This is a genomic window from Nocardia coffeae (assembly GCF_019890715.1).
Classification (GTDB): Bacteria; Actinomycetota; Actinomycetes; order Mycobacteriales; family Mycobacteriaceae; genus Nocardia; species Nocardia jiangxiensis.
Map to the genome: position 1 here is coordinate 882,752 of NZ_JAINZY010000001.1, position 19,009 is coordinate 901,760.

18 protein-coding genes are annotated in these 19,009 nt (G+C 68.6%); 5 read left to right on the forward strand and 13 right to left on the reverse strand.

What is annotated here, in order from left to right:
- Window positions 1–52 precede the first annotated feature (52 nt).
- Window positions 53–1,222: an alpha/beta hydrolase family protein gene (locus tag K7711_RS03765; protein ID WP_222964843.1), complete on the forward strand. Its 1,170-nt coding sequence runs from the start codon at window positions 53–55 to the stop codon at window positions 1,220–1,222.
- Window positions 1,223–1,360: 138 nt separating this feature from the next.
- Window positions 1,361–1,633, forward strand: coding sequence for a hypothetical protein (locus tag K7711_RS03770; RefSeq protein WP_222964845.1), 273 nt, complete (start codon window positions 1,361–1,363; stop codon window positions 1,631–1,633).
- Window positions 1,634–1,933: 300 nt separating this feature from the next.
- Here K7711_RS03770 and K7711_RS03775 read toward each other — a convergent pair whose 3' ends face one another.
- Genes K7711_RS03775 through K7711_RS03790 form a run of 4 tightly spaced genes read right to left on the reverse strand, consistent with a single transcriptional unit; the run spans window position 1,934 to window position 6,737 of the window.
- On the reverse strand, window positions 1,934–3,499 hold the full coding sequence (locus K7711_RS03775) for a bifunctional uroporphyrinogen-III C-methyltransferase/uroporphyrinogen-III synthase (RefSeq protein WP_222964847.1): 1,566 nt from the start codon (window positions 3,497–3,499) through the stop codon (window positions 1,934–1,936).
- On the reverse strand, window positions 3,500–4,516 hold the full coding sequence (gene hemC, locus K7711_RS03780) for a hydroxymethylbilane synthase (protein ID WP_222966629.1): 1,017 nt from the start codon (window positions 4,514–4,516) through the stop codon (window positions 3,500–3,502). It abuts the gene before it with no gap.
- 14 nt (window positions 4,517–4,530) lie between these two features.
- Window positions 4,531–5,895 carry a glutamyl-tRNA reductase gene (locus tag K7711_RS03785; RefSeq protein ID WP_222964849.1) on the reverse strand — a complete coding sequence of 455 codons (1,365 nt, stop codon included), beginning with the start codon at window positions 5,893–5,895 and terminating at the stop codon, window positions 4,531–4,533.
- Window positions 5,892–6,737, reverse strand: coding sequence for a redox-sensing transcriptional repressor Rex (locus K7711_RS03790; protein WP_222964851.1), 846 nt, complete (start codon window positions 6,735–6,737; stop codon window positions 5,892–5,894). Before K7711_RS03790 ends, K7711_RS03785 begins: the two co-directional genes overlap by 4 nt.
- A gap of 804 nt (window positions 6,738–7,541) precedes the next feature.
- Here K7711_RS03790 and K7711_RS03795 point away from each other — a divergent pair.
- Window positions 7,542–7,799, forward strand: coding sequence for a glutaredoxin family protein (locus K7711_RS03795; protein ID WP_222964853.1), 258 nt, complete (start codon window positions 7,542–7,544; stop codon window positions 7,797–7,799).
- A gap of 94 nt (window positions 7,800–7,893) precedes the next feature.
- Window positions 7,894–8,928 (forward strand): HAD family hydrolase, encoded by a 1,035-nt coding sequence (locus K7711_RS03800; protein WP_372460093.1) that lies wholly within the window; start codon window positions 7,894–7,896, stop codon window positions 8,926–8,928.
- A 265-nt stretch (window positions 8,929–9,193) separates the two neighbouring features.
- On the opposite strand, the gene K7711_RS03805 is transcribed toward K7711_RS03800, so the two are convergent.
- The 9 genes from K7711_RS03805 to K7711_RS03845 form a co-directional block, all read right to left on the reverse strand.
- Window positions 9,194–10,210, reverse strand: a complete 1,017-nt coding sequence (locus tag K7711_RS03805) for a lysophospholipid acyltransferase family protein (RefSeq protein ID WP_222964856.1) — start codon at window positions 10,208–10,210, stop codon at window positions 9,194–9,196.
- The gene (locus K7711_RS03810; RefSeq protein ID WP_308014442.1) at window positions 10,207–11,280 is read right to left on the reverse strand and encodes an NAD-dependent epimerase/dehydratase family protein; all 1,074 of its coding nucleotides are present in this window, start codon (window positions 11,278–11,280) and stop codon (window positions 10,207–10,209) included. The genes K7711_RS03805 and K7711_RS03810 overlap by 4 nt, the downstream gene beginning before the upstream one ends.
- 168 nt (window positions 11,281–11,448) lie before the next feature.
- Window positions 11,449–11,550, reverse strand: coding sequence for a 30S ribosomal protein bS22 (locus K7711_RS03815; RefSeq protein WP_003402602.1), 102 nt, complete (start codon window positions 11,548–11,550; stop codon window positions 11,449–11,451).
- Between the two features lie 246 nt (window positions 11,551–11,796).
- A complete protein-coding gene (locus K7711_RS03820; RefSeq protein WP_051193761.1) occupies window positions 11,797–12,021 on the reverse strand; it encodes a helix-turn-helix domain-containing protein in 225 nt (74 codons plus the stop codon).
- A 192-nt stretch (window positions 12,022–12,213) separates the two neighbouring features.
- Window positions 12,214–13,023 carry a pyrroline-5-carboxylate reductase gene (gene proC / locus K7711_RS03825; protein ID WP_222964858.1) on the reverse strand — a complete coding sequence of 270 codons (810 nt, stop codon included), beginning with the start codon at window positions 13,021–13,023 and terminating at the stop codon, window positions 12,214–12,216.
- Window positions 13,024–13,074: 51 nt separating this feature from the next.
- Window positions 13,075–13,899 (reverse strand): thioesterase family protein, encoded by an 825-nt coding sequence (locus tag K7711_RS03830; protein WP_308014577.1) that lies wholly within the window; start codon window positions 13,897–13,899, stop codon window positions 13,075–13,077.
- 185 nt (window positions 13,900–14,084) lie between these two features.
- Window positions 14,085–14,981, reverse strand: a complete 897-nt coding sequence (locus K7711_RS03835) for a sugar phosphate isomerase/epimerase family protein (protein WP_308014443.1) — start codon at window positions 14,979–14,981, stop codon at window positions 14,085–14,087.
- Window positions 14,982–14,996: 15 nt separating this feature from the next.
- Entirely contained in the window at window positions 14,997–16,895 is a 1,899-nt protein-coding gene (locus K7711_RS47300) for an Rv0497 family membrane protein (protein ID WP_235746542.1), read from the reverse strand.
- Window positions 16,892–17,887, reverse strand: a complete 996-nt coding sequence (locus K7711_RS03845; protein WP_222964861.1) for a Ppx/GppA family phosphatase — start codon at window positions 17,885–17,887, stop codon at window positions 16,892–16,894. The genes K7711_RS47300 and K7711_RS03845 overlap by 4 nt, the downstream gene beginning before the upstream one ends.
- Before the next feature lie 103 nt (window positions 17,888–17,990).
- Here K7711_RS03845 and K7711_RS03850 point away from each other — a divergent pair, with 103 nt between their 5' ends.
- On the forward strand, window positions 17,991–18,860 hold the full coding sequence (locus tag K7711_RS03850; protein ID WP_308014444.1) for a DUF3109 family protein: 870 nt from the start codon (window positions 17,991–17,993) through the stop codon (window positions 18,858–18,860).
- Window positions 18,861–19,009 lie beyond the last annotated feature (149 nt).

The following is a 19,009-nucleotide window of genomic DNA, read 5'->3' on the forward strand; positions in this document are numbered from 1 at the left end:
TCGAATCAAACGGAACGGAACCGTATCGTTCCTGAGGGAAAGGTGTCCGACCATGAAATTTCTCTACGACGACGAGTCCTTCTCCTTCGAGGCGCTGCGCGCGGCGGGTTATGCGACGTACGGCGGCGCGGAACTCGGCGAAGTGCTGGTGACCTGTCGGCAGATCCCGGAGGGCGACGAGGCCGCCTGGTCGACACAGTGGGCCGCGACGGCCGCGCGCGTCGAGCGCATCGGCCGTGACGCACTGGCCGCCGGGCACCGGGTCAGCGCGCGGGAAGCGCTGCTGCGGGCGTCGAACTACTACCGGACCGCCGACTTCTACCGGCGCGAGGATCCGGCGCACGATGCCGAATCGGCACGTCTGGCCCGAGCGTCGCAGCAGACCTTCGACGAGGCCGCCGCGCTGCTGGACACTCCCGCCCGCCGGGTGCGGATCCCCTACGAGGACACCACCCTGCCGGGCTATTTGTTCCTGGCCGACGATTCCGGCGAACGCCGTCCGACCGTGATCTACCACGGCGGATACGACTCCACACTGGAGGAGGACTACTTCGCGCTCGCCGCGGGCGCGCTGCGGCGCGGCTATCACGTCCTGGCATTCGACGGACCGGGCCAGGGCAGCACCGTGCGGGATCAGGGCCTGCACTTCCGGCCGGACTGGGAGGCCGTGGTCACGCCCGTCGTGGATTTCGCGCTCGGCCTGCCCGAGGTGGACGCCGACCGGATCGCACTCGTCGGCACCAGTCTGGGCGGCTACCTCGCCGCGCGGGCCGCCGCCTTCGAACACCGGATCGCCGCCTGCGTACTGCACGACGGAGTCTTCGACTGCCACGGCCCGTTCGCGGCCATCGACGAGATCGCGGCGCGGCTGCCCGGCGGACTCGAGGCGCTCATGGCACAGAACACCCAGGCGCGCTGGGTAATTCGCAACGGCCTGTGGACGTTCGGACTGTCCGGTCCCGGGGAAATGGGGAAGGCGATCGAGCCCTACACGATGACGGGCCTCGCCGATCGGATCACCTGCCCGACGCTGGTACTCGAGGCCGAGAACGACCAGTTCTTCGCCGGCCAACCGCGGCAGATCTTCGACGCGCTGACCTGCCCGAAGGAATTCATCACCTTCCGCGAGGACGAGGGCGGCGGCGAACACTGCCACGAGGGCGCGACCGCCCTGTTCCACCAGCGCACCTTCGACTGGCTGGACGGCGTACTGGGCCGCTGACCCGACACCTGACGAACCGCCGGTCGCACACCTCGCGACCGGCGGTTTCTGTCGGTGCCGAACGCTATAATCGAAGATGTGTTCGAGAGCGGTTCGCGCCCTCGATCATTCGTTTCCAGCACAGCCGGGGAGGGTCTCGTGGCCACACATTCGCAGATCATCATCGACCAGCCGTACGTCCCGCTGCTCAAGCGCCGCCTGCCCGCGGGCCGCCCGCGCTCGTGGTACGTCACCCACAACCGCCGCCTCAAGGCGATGCGCCTGGCCATCGCCCTGCTGGACTCCGGCGTCTACCGAGCCGACCTCGCCGACAACGAAAAGATCCGCCGCACAGCCGATCTCGTAGGCATCCGCCCACCCTCGGACAAAACCTGCCGCCTCGTCCGAGACCTCATGCGCACCCGCCGCTGAGCAGTCGAGCCCCGCCCTCAGCGTGATTCGTCTTCACCTCACTAGGCGAAGACGAATCACGCTGAGGCACAAGCTATCTCATGCTCGCCACCGTCAACCGCACACCAGGCTCAGGCACAGACGAATCGCGCCAACACCCGGAAGGCCCCGTTCCACCAACTCCGGACAGCGCCCACCTGTTCGCGGCCCGTCTCGCCGCTCGGACGCGTGGCGGGTGCGAGGAACGAGTACCCGACACGGGGCCGAACGGTGAGACTCAAGGGGCCGCGAACACGCCGGAGCGGAGCGGAGGCAGAAAACTCAAGCCCGCCCGCGGCGGCTCTTCTTTCGCGGCGGGGGCAGCAGGCCCTCGGCGCGGAGGTGGGCGGCGTGTTCGGCGAGGGCCTCGACCAGCGGGCCGACTTGGGCGAGTTCGGGCTGCACGTCCACGCGCAGGCCGAATTCGATGGCGGTCTCGGCGGTCTTTGGGCCGATGCAGGCCACGATGGTGCGGGCGTGCGGTTTGCCCGCGATGCCGACCAGGTTCCGCACCGTGGAGGAGGAGGTGAACAGGACCGCGTCGAAACCACCGGTCTTGATCATCTCGCGGGTCTCCGCGGGCGGCGGCGAGGCGCGCACCGTGCGGTAGGCGGTGACGTCGTCGATCTCCCAGCCGCGGTCGCGCAGACCTTCGGCGAGAGTTTCGGTCGCGATGTCCGCGCGCGGCAACAGCACCCGGTTGACCGGGTCGAAAACGTCGTCGTAGGGCGGGAAGTCGGCCAGCAGACCTTCCGAGGACTGCTCACCGCTGGGCACCAGTTCCGGATTGATGCCGAACGAACGCACCCGCTCCGCGGTGGCCTCGCCGACGCAGGCGATCTTCACCCCGGAGAACGCCCGCGCGTCCAGACCGAACTCGGCGAACTTCTCCCACACCGCGCGCACCGCATTCGTGGAGGTGAACACCACCCACTGATAACGACCGTCGACCAGTCCCTTGACCGCGCGTTCCATCTGCGCGGGACTGCGCGGCGGCTCGACCGCGATGGTCGGCACCTCCATCGGGATGGCGCCGTGCGTGACGAGCTTCTCGCTCATCTCACCGGCCTGCTCCTTGGTGCGCGGCACCAGAACCGTCCAGCCGTACAGCGAGCGCGACTCCCACCAGGACATCTTCGACCGCTTCTCGACCTCCTTGCCGACCGTGACCACCAGCGGCCCGACCAGCTCGGAAGCGGCGCTGTTCAACGTCGCCAGGGTGGACTCGATGGTCCGCTGCTGCCGGGTCGTGCCACGCACGGTGACCGCGACCGGAGTCTGCGGCGCGAGGCCGTGCTCGGTCAGGGCGCTGGCCGTCTCGGCCAGATGTCCCGACGTCGCGTGCAACACCAACGGGCCGGGTGCGGCCGCGACGGAGGCCCAGTCCACCTCGCCACGCACGTCGACCTCGGTGTGGCTCGAGCCCAGCGCGATACCCGCGTAGGCGGGCACCGTCGCACCGGACGGCAGACCGGGCAGCACCTCGAACACCATGTGCGAGCGGGTGACCGCGTTGACCTCGGCGATCACGGAATCGGTGGTCAGCGGATCACCGGACACCAGTCGCACCACGTCATGACCGTTGCGTGCCTCGGCGACCAGCGTCTTGGCGACCTCGGCGGGCTCGCCCAGGGCCGGGCGCACGTCGACCGGGCTCTCCCCGTCCGGGTTCGGCTCCACCGCGATACCGATCAGGGCGAGCACACCCTTGTCCACATCGGGGTCGGTGAACGCCAGCGTCGCCCGGCCGAGCACCTCGCGGGCCCGAACGGTCAGCAACGCGGGGTCACCGGGGCCGGACCCGACAAAGAGAATCCGACCAGGATGCTTCTTAGTGGCTCGGCTCATTTATCGTTCTCCATTGGGCTGGGATGGGTCAAAGTCTGTGCCGCCCTCGCGGTTGGCGCCGAGCAGCTCACGCGCTCCCAGCTCCAGCAGCTCACGGGCCAGCGCGCGGCCGAGTTCCTCGGCCTCGTCGGGCGAACCGACCACCGATGCCCGGAGCACGTCCGAGCCGTCGATCGCCGCCACGCAACCGCGCAGCGACAGTTCCTCGACCACCCGCCCGTCGTCGTCGAGCGATTCGACGACCTCGGCCAATGCGCCGATCGGAGCGGTGCAACCGGCCTCGAGGTAGGCCAGCAACGCCCGCTCGGCGCCGATCGCGGCGCGAGTGCCCGCATCGTCCAGAGCGGACAGGATGGTCACGAGATCCGGGTCGTCGGTGCGGCATTCGACCGCGAGCGCACCCTGTGCCGGAGCGGGCAGCATCTGCACCGGCTCGAGCGATTCGGTGATCTCGTCGAGGCGATCGATGCGGGCCACTCCGGCCCGCGCGATGACCACCGCGTCGAGTTCGCCGTCGGCGACCTTACGAATTCTGGTGTCGATATTGCCGCGCAACGGCAGGATCTCGAGGCCGAGACCGAGCGCGCGCAACTGCGCGGCGCGGCGCGCGGCGGACGTGCCGATCCGCGAACCCGCGGGCAGCTCACCCAGGACCATGCCGTCGCGGGCGATGAGCGCATCGCGCGGATCCTCGCGCGGCGGGATGGCCGCGATGACGAAACGCGTGTCCGGCGCGGTGGGCAGATCCTTGTAGGAGTGCACGGCGATGTCGACGGTGCCGAGGGCGAGTTCGTTGCGCAGCGCGGCGGTGAACACCCCGACGCCGATCTTCTCCACCGGATCCGAGGATTTGTCCCCGGCGGTCTTCACCACGACGAGTTCGGCCTGCTGTCCGCCCGCGATCAACGCGTCACGGATGGTGCCTGCCTGGGTCAGCGCCAGCAGGCTGCCGCGGGTGCCGATCCGCCACGGCGCGTCGGCGGTACCGCGACGGGTCGTGTCGTTCTCGTGCACCATGGCGTCGGTGGCCGTCACGCGGGATTCCCTTCATTACCGGGGGCGAAGTCGTCACCGAGGGTGGCGACCTCCATCGGCGCCGCAACCGCTTGTGCCGCACCGGGTTTGAGTTCGAACAGTTCACGCAGGGCTTCGGCGTAGGTGTCGCCGCCGGGTGCGGAGGCCAGCTGCTTGACCCGCACCGTCGGCGCGTGCAGCAGCTTGTCGACCACCCGGCGCACCGTGCGGGCGACCTCGGCGCGCTCGGGATCGGCCAGGGTCGGCAGCCTCGACTCCAGCCGCATCAGCTCGGCCTCGACCACGTCGGCCGCGCGTTGCCGCAACGCCGCCACGGTCGGGGTGACCTCCGCAACGCGTTGGCTCGCAAGGTATTTGGAAAGTTCTTCGGCGACGATGGTCCGCGCGGCGGAGGTGTCGTCGGCGGCCGCACCGGCCGCGGGATCACGCTGCAGCGTCTCCATATCGATCACCGTGACGTCGGGCAGCCCGGCCACGGCCGGATCCACATCGCGCGGCAGCCCCAGATCGCAGACCACCATCCGATGCCCGGCCGGGGCGGAATTCAACGCCCGATGCGCATCGGCCAGCGTCACCACCGCGCCGACCGCACCCGTACTGGTGATGACGATGTCGGCGGCGGCCAGCGCACCGACCAGATCGGTCAGATCCTGCGCGGTCGCCGCGACGCCGTGCATGCTCTCGGCGGTGTGCGCCAGGCGTTGCGCGCGTTCGAGGGTCCGGTTCACCACGATCAGGCGGCCGATCCCGGCGCGCGCCAGATGCGCCACCGACAGCCCGCCCATCGCGCCCGCGCCGACGACCACACCCGTGCGACCGGTCAGATCGCCCAGTTCGGCCCGCGCCCGATCCAACGCGACGGACACCACCGACGCGCCCGCGCGGTCGATCCCGGTCTCCGAATGCACCCGCTTGCCGACCCGCAACGCGTTCTGCGCCAGCTCGTGCAGGGTGCGCCCGGCGGCCTGCTGCGCGTCCGAGGCGGCATAGGCGGCGCGGATCTGGCTGAGCACCTGCTGCTCGCCGACCACCATCGAATCCAGGCCGCTGGCCACCGCGAACAGGTGCTCGGCCGCGGCCTCGCTGTATCGCACATAGGCGTGCCTGGTCAGTTCGGGCAGCGACAGATCCGCGTGAGTGGCCAGCAGGTCGCCGATCTCGGCCAGACCGCCGTGGAAGGCGTCGACCACCGCGTAGACCTCCACGCGGTTGCAGGTGGAGACGATCATCGCCTCCGAGACGTGCTGGGACTTCAGCATCCGATCCATCAGCTTCGGACGATCGTCCTCGGTGACGGCAACCTTCTCGAGCACCGCGACCGGAGCGCTGCGATGCGAAATTCCGACTAGAAGGATGCTCATTGCGCGACCACCGATCCGTTACTCATTTGCGGTGTATCCGAGGATCCTGCGTGTTTGCGCAGGCTCCCGCCTCCGGACACACCGCGGCTGGTTGGCTCCATTGCCGAAACCACGACCCCCGCTGGGCGGATCGCGGACGCTGCTGTGTGTATCGCCTCGGCGCTGCGCGCCCGTTCGAAGGAGAGCATTTGCATCTCCACGGCCAGATCGACCCGGCGCACCTCCACCGACGGCGGCGCGCCCAGCGCGACCGGGGAGAAACTCAGAATGCACCGCATCCCCGCGGCCACCAGCCGATCGCAGACCCCCTGCGCGGCCGGATCCGGGACGGTGATGACCGCGATGGTGGGTTCGAGTTCGATGACAGCGTCGTTCAGTTCGGCGACGTCGCGCACCGGCAGGCCGCTGACCGTGGCGCCGATGACCATCGGATCCCGGTCGAAAATGCCGACCATGGCGAATCCGCGTCGCCGGAAGCCGCCGTATCCGGCCAGCGCACGGCCCAGATTTCCGGCCCCGACCAGGATCACCCGATGTCCTTCGGACAGTCCGAGAACATCCTCGATGCGGGCGCGCAACTTGGCCACGTCGTAACCGACGCCGCGTACGCCGTTGGGTCCGAGGAAGGACAGGTCCTTGCGCAGCTTCGCCGAACCGACACCCGCCGCGACAGCGAGTTCCTCACTCGATACGATGAGCACGCCCTCGTCGGCCAGGATGGCGAGGACCCGGAGATAGGTCGCCAGCCGCGTGACCGTAGCCTGCGGAATGTCCTTGGACGGTGCGTTCGACCGCAGAGCCCTGCCGGAGACGCCTTCGGGCGTCTCATGCTGCTCTGTCACGTCGTTCGGCTCCTCGTCCGGCCGGGGTCAGGTATCCGGTTTCGCTCCGCCGACGACACACCTGGGGCCAGTGCCGCCTGGCGCGTGTCGGGGTTATTGGCTGCTTCCGCTGCCGGAAGCGAGCGGCTTGCGTGCCACCACCGTAACCGCTTGTGAAGCCCTGCACAAAGTCGGTGAATTCAGTCACTGTATCTTCGGCCTCCGCTTCGCTCCGGCGGGTCGGGGCCCCCGAAGGGCCGATTCTTCCCTCCTCCGCTCCTCCGCTTCGCTCCCCCGCTCCGTCAGTCCAGAATCGACCCGGGCCCCGACCTTGGGGTTGGCGTTGTCGAAGGTGGGCGAAACCAGGTGGGTCCGGGCAGGGCTTTCGTCTTCGCAGGATCCACCCGGGCCCGACCTCGGGCTTGGCATTGCCGAGGGTGGGCGAAACCAGGTGGGTCCGGACAGGGCTTTCGTCTTCGCAGGATCCACCCGGGCCCGACCTCGGGCTTGGCATTGCCGAGGGTGGGCGAAACCAGGTGGGTCCGGACAGGGCTTTCGTCTTCGCAGGATCCACCCGGGCCCGACCTCGGGCTTGGCATTGCCGAGGGTGGGGCGAATCCAGGTGGGTCCGGGGTTGGGCTTTCGTCTTTGCGGGATCGGCTCGGGTCGTGCCTCGACGTAGGGGCAATTCGGGAGTGAAACGAACCGGGTGAACTGGTGAGTCAGTGTTCCATCACTTCAGGATCAACCTGGGCCACCGTCCTTGGCGTCGGCGTGTCCGGTGGGGCCGGGAACATACGCATCCACGGCGGCTTTAATGAATGTATGGGTGATCGACATGCGGTGACGTTGCTGACCCGGGCAGGTTGCGGGCTCTGCAGCGTCGCGTTCGACCAGTTGCGTTCGATTTGTGCGGATTTCGGGATCGAACCCGGGACCGTGGATGTGGACGAGGCCGCGGCGACCGATCCGGGTTTGCGCGCCGAATACGGCGACCGGTTGCCGGTGGTGCTGCTCGACGGCCGGGAGCACAGCTATTTCGACGTCGACGAAACGCGACTGCGCGCCGACCTGAACCGCTGAGCGCCGGTGTGGGCAGCGCCTCGTCGTTCGTACGGCACCAGGTCACCCCACTCGGTTAATGTTGGGATGTTCGCGCGACGGGCGGAGGTTAGCGGTGCCGGAACGATCCAAAGATGCGAGGACAGGGTTCATCGCGGGCAGATTCGGCGAGTTCCCGGCGCGGTGGGGGCAGGGGTTGTCCGATCAGCTCACCCGCATCACTCGCAGCCCGTTCGGGCCCAGCGAGGAGGAATTGCGCGCCAATCTCGCCGGTGAGGCCAGCGCCGACGCGGCCCTCGCCCTGCACGATGCGGAGCTCGCGGAATCGGTTGCGGTAGAAGAAGATTCACAGATCCCAGAACGCGCTCGCCCGCCCCGCGACCTGACCGCGGCGGCATTCTTCGACGTGGACAACACGATGGTGCAGGGCGCGTCGATCGTGCACTTCGCCCGCGGCCTGGCCGCGCGCAAGTACTTCAAGACCTCGGACCTGGCCGATATGGCCTGGAAGCAGGTCAAATTCCGGATCACCGGCAAGGAGAGCCAGGGCGATATGGCCAGCGGCAAGGAGAAAGCCTTGGCCTTCATCGCCGGCCGCTCCACCGCCGAACTGGCCGAACTGGGCGAGGAGATCTACGACGAGATCATCGCCGACAAGATCTGGCCCGGCACCCGCGCGCTGGCGCAGATGCACCTGGACGCGGGTCAGCAGGTCTGGCTGGTCACCGCGACTCCGGTCGAACTGGCCCAGGTCATCGCCAAGCGGCTGGGCCTGACCGGCGCGCTGGGCACCGTCGCGGAGAGCGAGGACGGCGTGTTCACCGGCCGGCTGGTCGGCGATATCCTGCACGGCCTGGGCAAAGCGCACGCGGTGCGCACCCTGGCCATCCGCGAGGGCCTGAATCTCAAGCGCTGCACCGCGTACTCCGACAGTCACAACGACGTCCCGATGCTCTCGCTCACCGGCACCGCGGTCGCCATCAACCCCGACTCGGACCTGCGCGAGGTAGCCAAGAACCGCGGCTGGGAGGTCCGCGATTTCCGCACCGGCCGCAAGGCCGCGAAGATCGGCGTCCCCACGGCATTGGCGCTGGGCGCGGCCGGTGGCGCGGCCGCCGCGGTCCTGACCCGCAAACGGGCCGCGAATTAGGGGCTGCAAGGGGCAGCAGTACTGTTCCTCCGGAGCCGACGCACCAACTAACGACCCCGAACGCGCCCAGCGGCGAAGAGTCTCCGTTCAGCTGGAACTCGCCCGCGAAGCGAAAGGCTCAACAAGGCCAACAACAAAGGTTTTCGGCGCGGGCTCGTCGCTGCGCCCTCGAAGCGCATGGCCGAAGGCCGAGTCTCGAGGGCGCAGCGACGAGCCTTACAGCGCCGAAAACCCGCCGCAGCGAAGCGAAGGCCAAAAATACAGCCTAGCCGCTGAAAGCGTTGCGGCGCTTGGCCAGTCGCTTGTACAACGTCTGCTGGATGGTCTCCCGGACCTGGTCGGTGATATCGAACATGGTCATCGCGTCGTCGGCGGCCTCGGGCTCGTAGGCCCCGGTCCCGATGGGCTCACCGAACTCGATGTACCACTTGGAGGGCAGCGGCAACGCGCCCAGCAGACCCAGATGCGGAAACAGCGGCGTCACGGGGAAATACGGCAATCCGAGCAATCGCGCCAGCGGCTTGAGATCGGCGAGCTTCGGGTAGATCTCCTCCGAACCCACGATCGAGCACGGAATGATCGGCACGCCGGTCCGCACCGCGGCCGAGACGAATCCCCCGCGCCCGAACCGCTGCAACTTGTACCGATCCCCGTACGCCTTGCCGAGTCCCTTGTAGCCCTCGGGGAATACCCCGGCCAGCTCACCGCCGCGCAACAACCGCTCGGCATCGGCCGGGCAGGCCAGCGTATGTCCGGCCTTGCGGGCCAGCCCGCCCAGGACCGGCGTCTCGAAGACCAGATCGGCCGCCAGCAAGCGCACCACGCGCTGCGCGGGATGCCGATCGTGCACGGCCACCTGCAACATCAGCCCGTCCAGCGGCAGCACGCCCGCGTGATTGGACACGATCAGCGCGCCACCGGATTCGGGCAGATTCTCGATTCCGTTGACCTCCACGCGGAACCACTGTTCGGCCAGCGGCCGCAGCGTGGGCAGCAGCACCGACTCCAGGAGATGTTCGTCGAGGCCGAACTCGTCGACCTGGTAGTCGCCGGTGAGGCGGCGGCGGGCGAAATCGGCGGTGCCGCGGATCCCGTCGGCGACCGTATCGCGCACCAGATCGCCCAGCGAGCGCGGCGGCGGCGGAGTGGTCTCGGCCAGCCGCTCGGTGAGCGAGGTCACCGGTTTCGCGGCGCCCTCCCCCGGCCAGCGCCGCGGTACGGGCCGCTGCCGGGCCTCGAAATCGGCATCGTGCAGTTGGATGACCTTGGCCACATCGTTCATCGGTGTGCTCCCTCTCCGGCCCCGACAAGGCCGAGAAGTCTCGTTTCAGCGGCGTCTATCCAGCGCGGATCGATGACGGGGCGCAACGCTGCGCCCCCGACGAAGTCATCGAAGGCCTGCATCGTGGTCCAGCGCGGCTCGAATCCGAGTTCGGCGCGCATTCGGGTGGTGTCCAGACCGCACCCGAAATGGAAGTAGTCGATCTGCTCGGACGTGAACTCCTGCATCACCGGACCCATGAAGCTGCGGCCCACGGTGCGGAACAGCGCGAACGGAATGGGCATCGCGACCCGGCCCGCGCGGCGAATCGCCTGGGACAACGTCAGCGAACCGTCTCCGGCGACGTTGAACGTCCCGCCCGGCGCGGCCAGTGCGGCGTGCGTCAGCGCGGCGATCGAATCCTGCTCGTGCAACACCTGCATGCGCGGATCGCGGCCGAGAACCGTCGGCGTCACCGGCGACCGGAAATACTGCACGCCGCGGTCTGCCAGCCGAGAACCGACGATCGGCGGAAAACGCAGAATTGCCGTCGCGATATCCGGTCGACGTCGCGCCAGCCCGCGCACATAACCTTCCATTTCGATCATGTCCCGCGCGAAAGAACCGCTCGGTGGGGTTCGGGCACTCATTTCCTCGGTGAATTTCGCCGGATCCTTCGCACTGCATCCGTAGACCGCGGAGGAAGATCGCACCACCACTCGGCGCACGGTCGGAGATTTCTGGCAGACGGCCAGCAGTTGCATCGCGCCGAGTACGTTGAAATCCTTCATCGCCGCGCGTCCGCCACTGGACGGCGGCCGGGACAGTACCGCGGGGTGTACCACCGTATCCACCTCGTTACCGTCGACGACCTTGCGTATCAACGGATTACGAATATCGGCCCGGACGAATTCCGCGCGGCCCATGCGATGCAGCAGCTCCCGACCGGGCTGACGCGCATCCACCGCGATGATCCGCTCGACAGTGGGGTCGGCGGCGAGGGCGGCAACCACGTTGCCGCCGAAGAATCGACTGGCACCGGTGACCAGCACAACTTTCGGCCGGTGTCCGTCACGCTCGTTCTGGCTCACGCCGAAAATCCCAACTGAACCCCTTTGCCGGCTTGTCCCCGCGCGGTCCAGGGTAGCGGGTCGCGCGCGTACCTGGAGAGGCTATTTACCAGGTTCTAACGAGGACTTTCGTCACCGGAAACGAAAGAACCCGCCATCAGTTGATGACGGGCCTTCGACGGCTACGGCCTACTTGCCGAGTTTGCGACGCTGCACACGGGTGCGGCGAAGCAGCTTGCGATGCTTCTTCTTCGACATCCGCTTACGGCGCTTCTTGATCACAGAACCCATAGGGTTGTTCCTCGCGTTCTCTCTCTACTCGGCGCGCACGCCGGTTCACGTACGCTCTGTTCCCCGGGTCGCCCGGCCCGCATGGCTACCCGGTTTCCGCGCTCCCAATGTTCGCGCGGCCGCCGCGGCGCTGAGGAGCACCGACTGGCGAACACGACGGTGGTTCATCGTACCGGGCCACTGCCGCGCGAATGAAACGGGGATCGCCCCGGCCACTCGGGCCGGGGCATCGGATCCCGTTGGGGATCAGCCCGCGTCGAAGTACGAAGTCTGCAGATAATCGTGCACGGCCTTCGCGTGCACTCGGAACGATCTGCCGACTCGCACCGCGGGCAACTCGCCCGAGTGCACCAACCGATACACCGTCATCTTCGATACCCGCATCAGATTCGCCACCTCGGCGACGGTGAGGAACTGCGTCCCTCCACCGACCACGGGTCCCGTACTCGCAGAGCTGTTTCCAGACATCATTGCGTCACCGACCTCCGGCACGTCCGCGCCGCCGGCTTCCCCACCGGCGGAACAGACACGCACGTGCTCCTTGAAGCTTAGCGGGACCAGTGGGATTGCTGCGACGGGTGTGAGAAATCGGATTTGCCGGGCAGATAACCGGCCGGTCAGGCAACGGACGCGTGTCGTTCAATTACCTGCGCGAATCAGGGGTCACCCGTCGTGTGCCGCCGAGCGGTCCCGCGCCGCGTTCAGACCCTCGATGAACGCCGAGCGCAACCCGGCGCGTTCCATCTCGCGCACCGCCGCGGCCGTGGTGCCCGCGGGCGAGGTGACCGCGGCACGCAGTTCGGCCGCGTCCTGGCCGGACTCGTCCAGCAGCGCCGCCGAGCCGAGCATCGTCTGCACCACCAGTTGGGTGGCCACGTCACGGCTCAGGCCCATCCCGACACCGGCCTCCACCATGGCCTCGACCACCAGGAAGAAATACGCCGGACCCGAACCCGACACCGCGGTCACCGCGTCCATCTTGGATTCGGTTACGGTGACCACCTTGCCGACCGCGGCCATCAGCTCGGACACCTGCTCGAGCTGCGCCGCGTCGGCGTGGCGGCCACCCGCGATCGCACTCATGCCCTGCCCGACCAGCATCGGGGTATTCGGCATGACCCGGACCACCGGGAATCCGGCGGGCAGTTTGGCCTCCAGGCGCGCGGTGGTCATCCCGGCGACCACGGAGACCAGCACGCGGTCGCGCGCGTCGTCCTGATCGACCTTGCTCACCTCGGCGAGCACACCGTCCACATCGCCCGGCTTCACGGCGACGACCAGCAGATCCGCACCCGTCGCGGCGTCGGTGACATCGTCGGTGACGCGGATGCCCAGGCGCTCGCTCAGGAGTTCCGCACGCGCCGCCATCGTCTCGACGACGACCAGATCCTTGGTCGCCCACCCGGATTCGAGCAGCCCGGCGAGTAACGCCTCGCCGATCCGTCCGCCACCGATCACCGCAATTCTCGTCATAGCGTCCAAGGCTATCGGTGCGGCACGCACCGGTTCCGGGCGCGCCGCCGATCAGCGCGGGATGAGCGCGAGCTGGCGTGATTGCGCCACGACCGCACCGGTGGCGTCCAGGACGAGCTGATCCTCGTCGAACATCCGCTCACCGATCTCGTGGGCGGTGGCGATGACGCGCAGCCAGCCCGGGGCCGGGCGGCGGCGCAGATAGGTGGTCATCTGCACGGTCGGGGCCCAGCCGAAGCGGCCCAGATTCATCGGCACCGGCGGGCTTATGTCGCCGGCCATCATCGCGAAGTAGGCCGCGACGTCCGGATCCTGCTGATCGCCCTCCCGCGCGCGGATCCACAGCCGCAGCCGCGGCTCGCCCTGTTCCTGTTCGAGGAATCGGGCCCATTCGGGATCCAGGGCCACCGAGGCGCCCTCGGAGACGTGCACCAGACGGCCCATCGTCGAATCCGGCGTGTAGATCTCCGCGGCCGCGGGCGGTTCGACGGGCATGTCGGTATGGCTGTCCGCGATGTAGACCGGGGCGGCGTCGTCGAGATGACCGAAGGTGAACGCGGTGTGCACCAGCGTCCGCCCGCCCTGCACCAGCCCGGCGTCGACCAGGCAGATCTGGCGACCGGTCTTGCGGATGCGGACCTCGTACTCGACCTCGCCCGGCTCGGGCGCGCCGAGGAAGTCGGTGCTGGCCGCGATCGGGAACATTCCGGACAGATCGGGGGCGATCGTGCGCAACCGGCGAGTCGCGGCGGCGGCGCTGGCGGCGACCATGGTGCCGCCGTGCAATTTCTTCCCGACGGTCCAGATCGGCTCGATCGCGCCGCGATAGCGGCCGATCTCCGGGTCCGGGCCGGACAGTTCGGTCAATGCACACACCCGGCCGAAGGGGGCGTCGTCCGGATCCGCCGCAGCTCCGCTGTCCGTTCGTTCCGCATCGATGGCCAATTCCGTCACCGCCACTCCTTCCCGCCGTATGGCTCGTACACCGTATAAGTGTTACCGCAGATGCGTCGATTCCCGAACCCGATGTGACCAACACACCATCTCGGACTCGGCGTGCGCTAGTTCCCCCGGACTCCGCTGGGCTCCGGGGACGACGCCGGTTCGTGGCGGTCCAGATGGGTGCGCGCGAAATCCAGTGCGCGCCGCAGCATGTCCGTGCGCGCCGCGGTCGTGCGCGCGTTCTGGGTATTCGCCTCGATCACCACCTGACCGCGGAACCCGTTGCGCGCCAAGGATTCGCACACCTCGGCACACGGCTGCGTACCCTCGCCCGGAATCAGGTGCTCGTCGTGCGCGGCGCCGCGCCCGTCGGCCAGATGCAGATGGGTCAGCCCCTCGCCCATCCGCGCGGCCAGTTGCGTCGCGTCCATACCCGCGGTCGAGGTATGCGACAGATCGAGGGTGTAGTGCCGGAAACCGGTATCGGTCGGATCGTAGGACGGGCTGAACGCCGTCACCGACAATCCGGGCCCGCCCCGGCGCTCGAGCCGCCGCGCCGAACCCTCGTGCCGCCCGAACAGGGTGTCCGCACGCATCGGGAACATGTTCTCCACCGCCACGGCTACCGGACTGCTCTGCTCCAGCTCGGCGACCTGCACGGCGAATCCGTCCGCGTAGCGACGCTGCCAGCGGAACGGCGGATGCACCACGACGGTCGCCGCGCCCAGCGCCTCCGCGGTACGCACGCTGCGCTCGAGTTTGGCGGCCGGGTCCGCACCCCAGACCCGTTGGGAGATCAGCAGACACGGCGCGTGCACGGCCAGCACCGGCATCGCATAACGTCGCGAATACGCCTGCACGGAGGCGATGCTCTGACTGGCCGGTTCGGCCCAGACCATCAATTCCACGCCGTCGTAACCGATTTCGGCGGCATAGCGGAACGCCGCCTCGGTGTTCTCCGGATATACCGACGCGGTCGACAATCCGACCTTGATCTCCGAGCCGATCTTCCCCACGTGCTCGCTCCCGGATCAGTTCGTACTGAGCAGGAAGGCCAGTGGCCCGAGCGTCACGAAGATGCCCACCACGACCGCGATCACCGTGCTGTACATGTCGTCGGTGCGACGCAGCACCCGTACCAGGGCCACCAGTCCCAGGATCACCACCACCGCCAGCGCCAGCGCGACGAACGGCAGCAGATCCCACATCTTCTCGAAGCCCTTGAACAGCAGCATTCCGGCCACCGCCGCGCCGACGACCTGACCGGCCAGCACCAGCCACTGCCTGCGTCCGGACTCCTGGCCGCCGCCGAAACTCATCCACTGCGGCCGATCGCCCTGCAGCAGCGCCTTGGAGCGCGCGCTCAGCGAGGAGTCGCGCAAGGAACGTCCCGGCGCGCGACGGCTCCGGCGGGCCGGACGCTCGTCGAAATCGTCGTCCTCCTCGTCCTCGTCCTCGTCGAAGTCGAGCAGATCGTCCTCGTCGTCCTCGTCCTCGTCGTATTCGAGGTCGAGATCCTCCTCGGCCGGATCGAAGTCGGGACCGATCGCGGGATAGATCTCGGTGCGGCCGTGCACATCCACGGCCAGCAGGTCGGTCACCGGCCGGGCATCGCGCGGCACCAGCGGATCCGAGGGCAGCGGGCGCCCGCCGCGGCGGGGATCGAGATCCTCACGCGGATCACCGACGGGTCCGGGGCCCGGATTGCCCTGGTTGGCCAGGGACCACATCGCGGTCGGCGGGACCTCCTGGCCGTTGCGGGGCGGTTCGCCGTTGCGGTCCGGCGGGGGCGGGAAGTCCGCCGGCGCACGCCGACGCGCCGACCAGGCCGGTAGGCCGCCGGGCGGGGGCGGGCCGTCGGCGCCGTTGCGCCGGGGCATCCGCGGAGGCAGTCCGGGTTCGCCTCGATCCAGCCCATCGGGACCACGGCCCGGCTGCCCCATCGGCTCGGGACCGCGCGGCGGTCCCCACCCGGACGGACCGGCCGGATCCGGACCCGGGCCGAACGAATTGCCGCCCGGGGCAGGGGCATTCGGGCCGGGGGCGAAAGCGTTGGCGCCGCCCGGTCCGCGCGAGTCCGCACCAGGACCGAAGGAATTGCCGCCGGGCCGGCGCGAGTCCGGCCCGGGGCCGAAGGAATTCGGCCCCGGCGCACGGGGATCGGGCCCCGGCGCGAAGCCGTTCATGCCGCGAGAGTCCGGGCCCGGCGCATAACCGTCCACACCCTGCGGCCCGCGGAACGGCTGCACCTCGGTCATCTGGTCGTCGGGTTCGCGGCGCCGCCTGCGACCACCCCCGCCCGCCGGGGGCACTTCCGGCATGGGCGCCGAACCGAACGGATCGGCGGACGAATCATCTTGCGCGGCAAGCGATTCAGCGAGCTCGCGACGGGCCCGGCGACCACCCGGCGTCGGCTGGACGCCGTTGGCACCGGCGAACGGATCGGCGGCGGGCCGCCCGTTCGGCTCCGGCGCGCGATACGAACGGTCCGCCCCTGGGGATCCGAAATCCGCTGCGCCGTAACCCGATCCGAGATCAGGCGAACCGGACTCGTACCCGCCGGAACCGAAGGAGTCCGCCCCGAAACCGGACGAGGAGTACCCGGGCGACTCGCTCGGCGAGGATGTATCCGGCGCGAGCGGGTTGTAGTAGGCGATCGGCCCGGACAGCGGTGAATAGTCCGACTCCGGCGACGCGGAGTAGGCGAGCGCGGGATCCGGAGACGCCGGTGCGTCGTACCCGGCGGGCTCCTCGGGCGCGGCATGGGAGGACCCGCCCTCCCGGACCACGGGTATATCTCCGGTGAACTCGTTGACCGAGACACCGCGGCCGCTGCGCCGCCGCCGACCGCCACCGCCGGACGCGGGCGCGCCCTGACCGTTGCGGGCCAGCAGCTCGGCGACCGAGAGCTGAGTCGAATCTTCACTCATCGCAAAACCGTTTCCGTCGGGCCCGGCACACCCGAGGACCGGCCGTTACCGGTCGACGGATCGCTGTCCAGGTCGGTATCTAGTTTGCGCAGGATCAATCCCTCCCGCAGCGCCCATGGGCAAATCTCGAGAGTATCCAGCGATAACGCACGCATACTCGCCTCCGCGACCAGTGCGCCGGCCACCAGTTGCTGTGACCGATCGGAGCTGACGCCCTCCAACTCTGCCCGGTCCGAGGCGGTCATTCTGGAGATGAACGCAATCAGCTGCCGCAGACCGGAGATGGTGAGAATACGCCGTTCCCGGGGTCCTGCGGCAGAGGGGGCCGCGCCGGTGAGGCGGGCCAGTGAGCGGAACGTCTTCGAGGTGCCCACCGCCAGGTCCGGACGACCGGGCTCGAGCAGCTGTTTCGCCGGAGCCACCATCTCGGCCTCGAGCCAGTCGCGCAGCACCGCGACGCGGCGCTTGCCCGGCGGGTCCTCGCGCAGCCACTCCCGCGTCAGGCGGCCCGCGCCCAGTTGCAGCGACAGCGCCGCGTCCGGGGCCTCGTCCGCGCCGTTGCTCAATTCGAGAGAGCCACCGCCGATGTCGAGGTTCAGGATGCGTCCGGCGCTCCAGCCGTACCAACGGCGCACCGCCAGGAACGTCAGCCGGGCCTCGTCGACTCCGGACAGCACCCGTAACTCGACGCCGGTCTCCCGACGCACGCGCAGCAGCACCTCTTCGGAGTTGGTGGCCTCGCGCACCGCCGAGGTGGCGAACGGCATCAGCTGGATGCACCCGGAAGTCTTTGCGATGCTGGCGAATTCGGCCACCGTCGCGATCAGCCGATCCGACCCCTCGCCGGTGATGCGACCGTTGTCGTCCATGTTCTCCGACATGCGCAACGTCGCCTTGGTCGAACTCATCGGCATCGGGTGCCCACCCCGATGCGCGTCCACCACGAGCAGGTGGACGGTATTACTTCCCACATCGAGCACACCGAGCCGCACAACAACACGGTACTGGGTGGCGCTGTGACGTGTCGGAATACGGTTGGTACTCGATGTCCGGCCGGTCCGCGCGCTTCCCCTCGGGAGCAATACACTCGGACGCGTGACGGCAGGAGCTTCCGCGAGCGCCCCGACGGGGCTGCGACCAGCGACGAAGATCGATCCCAGCCCCGAGGTCGGGCTCGATTTCCCACGCGAGTGGATTGAATTCAACGACCCCGCGAACGACGAGCACACCATTGCGGCCGACCTCACCTGGTTGCTGTCCCGATGGACGTGCGTCTTCGGCACCCCTGCCTGCCAGGGCATCATCGAGGGTCGCCCGGACGACGGTTGCTGTTCGCACGGCGCATTCCTGTGCGACGACGACGATCGCAAGAAGCTCGCCAAGGCTGTGAAAAAGCTCACACCTCAGGACTGGCAGCTGATGGGCGAGGCGACCGACGCCGAGGGCAAGGTGCGCAAGAAGCTCTATCTCGAAGAGGACGAACTGGATGACGAGCCCGCCCTGCGGACCCGCCGCTACGAGGGCGCGTGCATCTTCCTCAATCGTCCGGGCTTCGAGGGCGGCATCGGCTGCGCCCTGCATTCGATGGCCCTGCGTACGGGACTGGAACCGCTGACGGTCAAGCCGGAGGTGTGCTGGCAGTTGCCGATTCGCCGCACCCAGGACTGGGTGGACCGCCCGGACGGCGTGCAGATCCTGCGCACCACGCTCACCGAATACGACCGTCGCGGTTGGGGTCCGGGTGGTGAGGACCTGAACTGGTACTGCTCCGGCTCCCCCGACGCCCATGTCGGCTCGCGCCCGGTGTGGCAGTCCTACGCTCCGGAACTGATCGAGCTGATCGGCAAGCCCGCCTACGACGAGCTGGCCCGGCACTGCAAGCGTCGCGAGGGCCTGGGGCTGATCGCGGTGCATCCGGCCACCCGCGCGGCGCAGGAGCACGAGGCGAACGAGCGCAGCGCCTGAAAAGGCGAGTGCTACGGCGTCAGCGATCTTCCGGCAATATCGTCGAGTTGAACGGACGATCAGCTGTTCCCGGCCGACGCGGGCAGGCGGATCGGACGCGGAGCGAACCCTGCGCGACACCGTCTCGCCATGCGGACGTCACCTTTCAA

What these genes read in the sequence shown, in the direction of transcription:
- proC (WP_222964858.1), bottom strand. Translation starts at nt 13,023, where the DNA reads ATGACGAGAATTGCGGTGATCGGTGGCGGACGGATCGGCGAGGCGTTA.
- K7711_RS03785 (WP_222964849.1), bottom strand. Translation starts at nt 5,895, where the DNA reads ATGAGCATCCTTCTAGTCGGAATTTCGCATCGCAGCGCTCCGGTCGCG.
- K7711_RS03815 (WP_003402602.1), bottom strand. Translation starts at nt 11,550, where the DNA reads ATGGGTTCTGTGATCAAGAAGCGCCGTAAGCGGATGTCGAAGAAGAAG.
- K7711_RS03805 (WP_222964856.1), bottom strand. Translation starts at nt 10,210, where the DNA reads ATGAACGATGTGGCCAAGGTCATCCAACTGCACGATGCCGATTTCGAG.
- K7711_RS03765 (WP_222964843.1), top strand. Translation starts at nt 53, where the DNA reads ATGAAATTTCTCTACGACGACGAGTCCTTCTCCTTCGAGGCGCTGCGC.
- hemC (WP_222966629.1), bottom strand. Translation starts at nt 4,516, where the DNA reads ATGGTGCACGAGAACGACACGACCCGTCGCGGTACCGCCGACGCGCCG.
- K7711_RS03820 (WP_051193761.1), bottom strand. Translation starts at nt 12,021, where the DNA reads ATGATGTCTGGAAACAGCTCTGCGAGTACGGGACCCGTGGTCGGTGGA.
- K7711_RS47300 (WP_235746542.1), bottom strand. Translation starts at nt 16,895, where the DNA reads ATGAGTGAAGATTCGACTCAGCTCTCGGTCGCCGAGCTGCTGGCCCGC.
- K7711_RS03795 (WP_222964853.1), top strand. Translation starts at nt 7,542, where the DNA reads ATGGGTGATCGACATGCGGTGACGTTGCTGACCCGGGCAGGTTGCGGG.
- K7711_RS03775 (WP_222964847.1), bottom strand. Translation starts at nt 3,499, where the DNA reads ATGAGCCGAGCCACTAAGAAGCATCCTGGTCGGATTCTCTTTGTCGGG.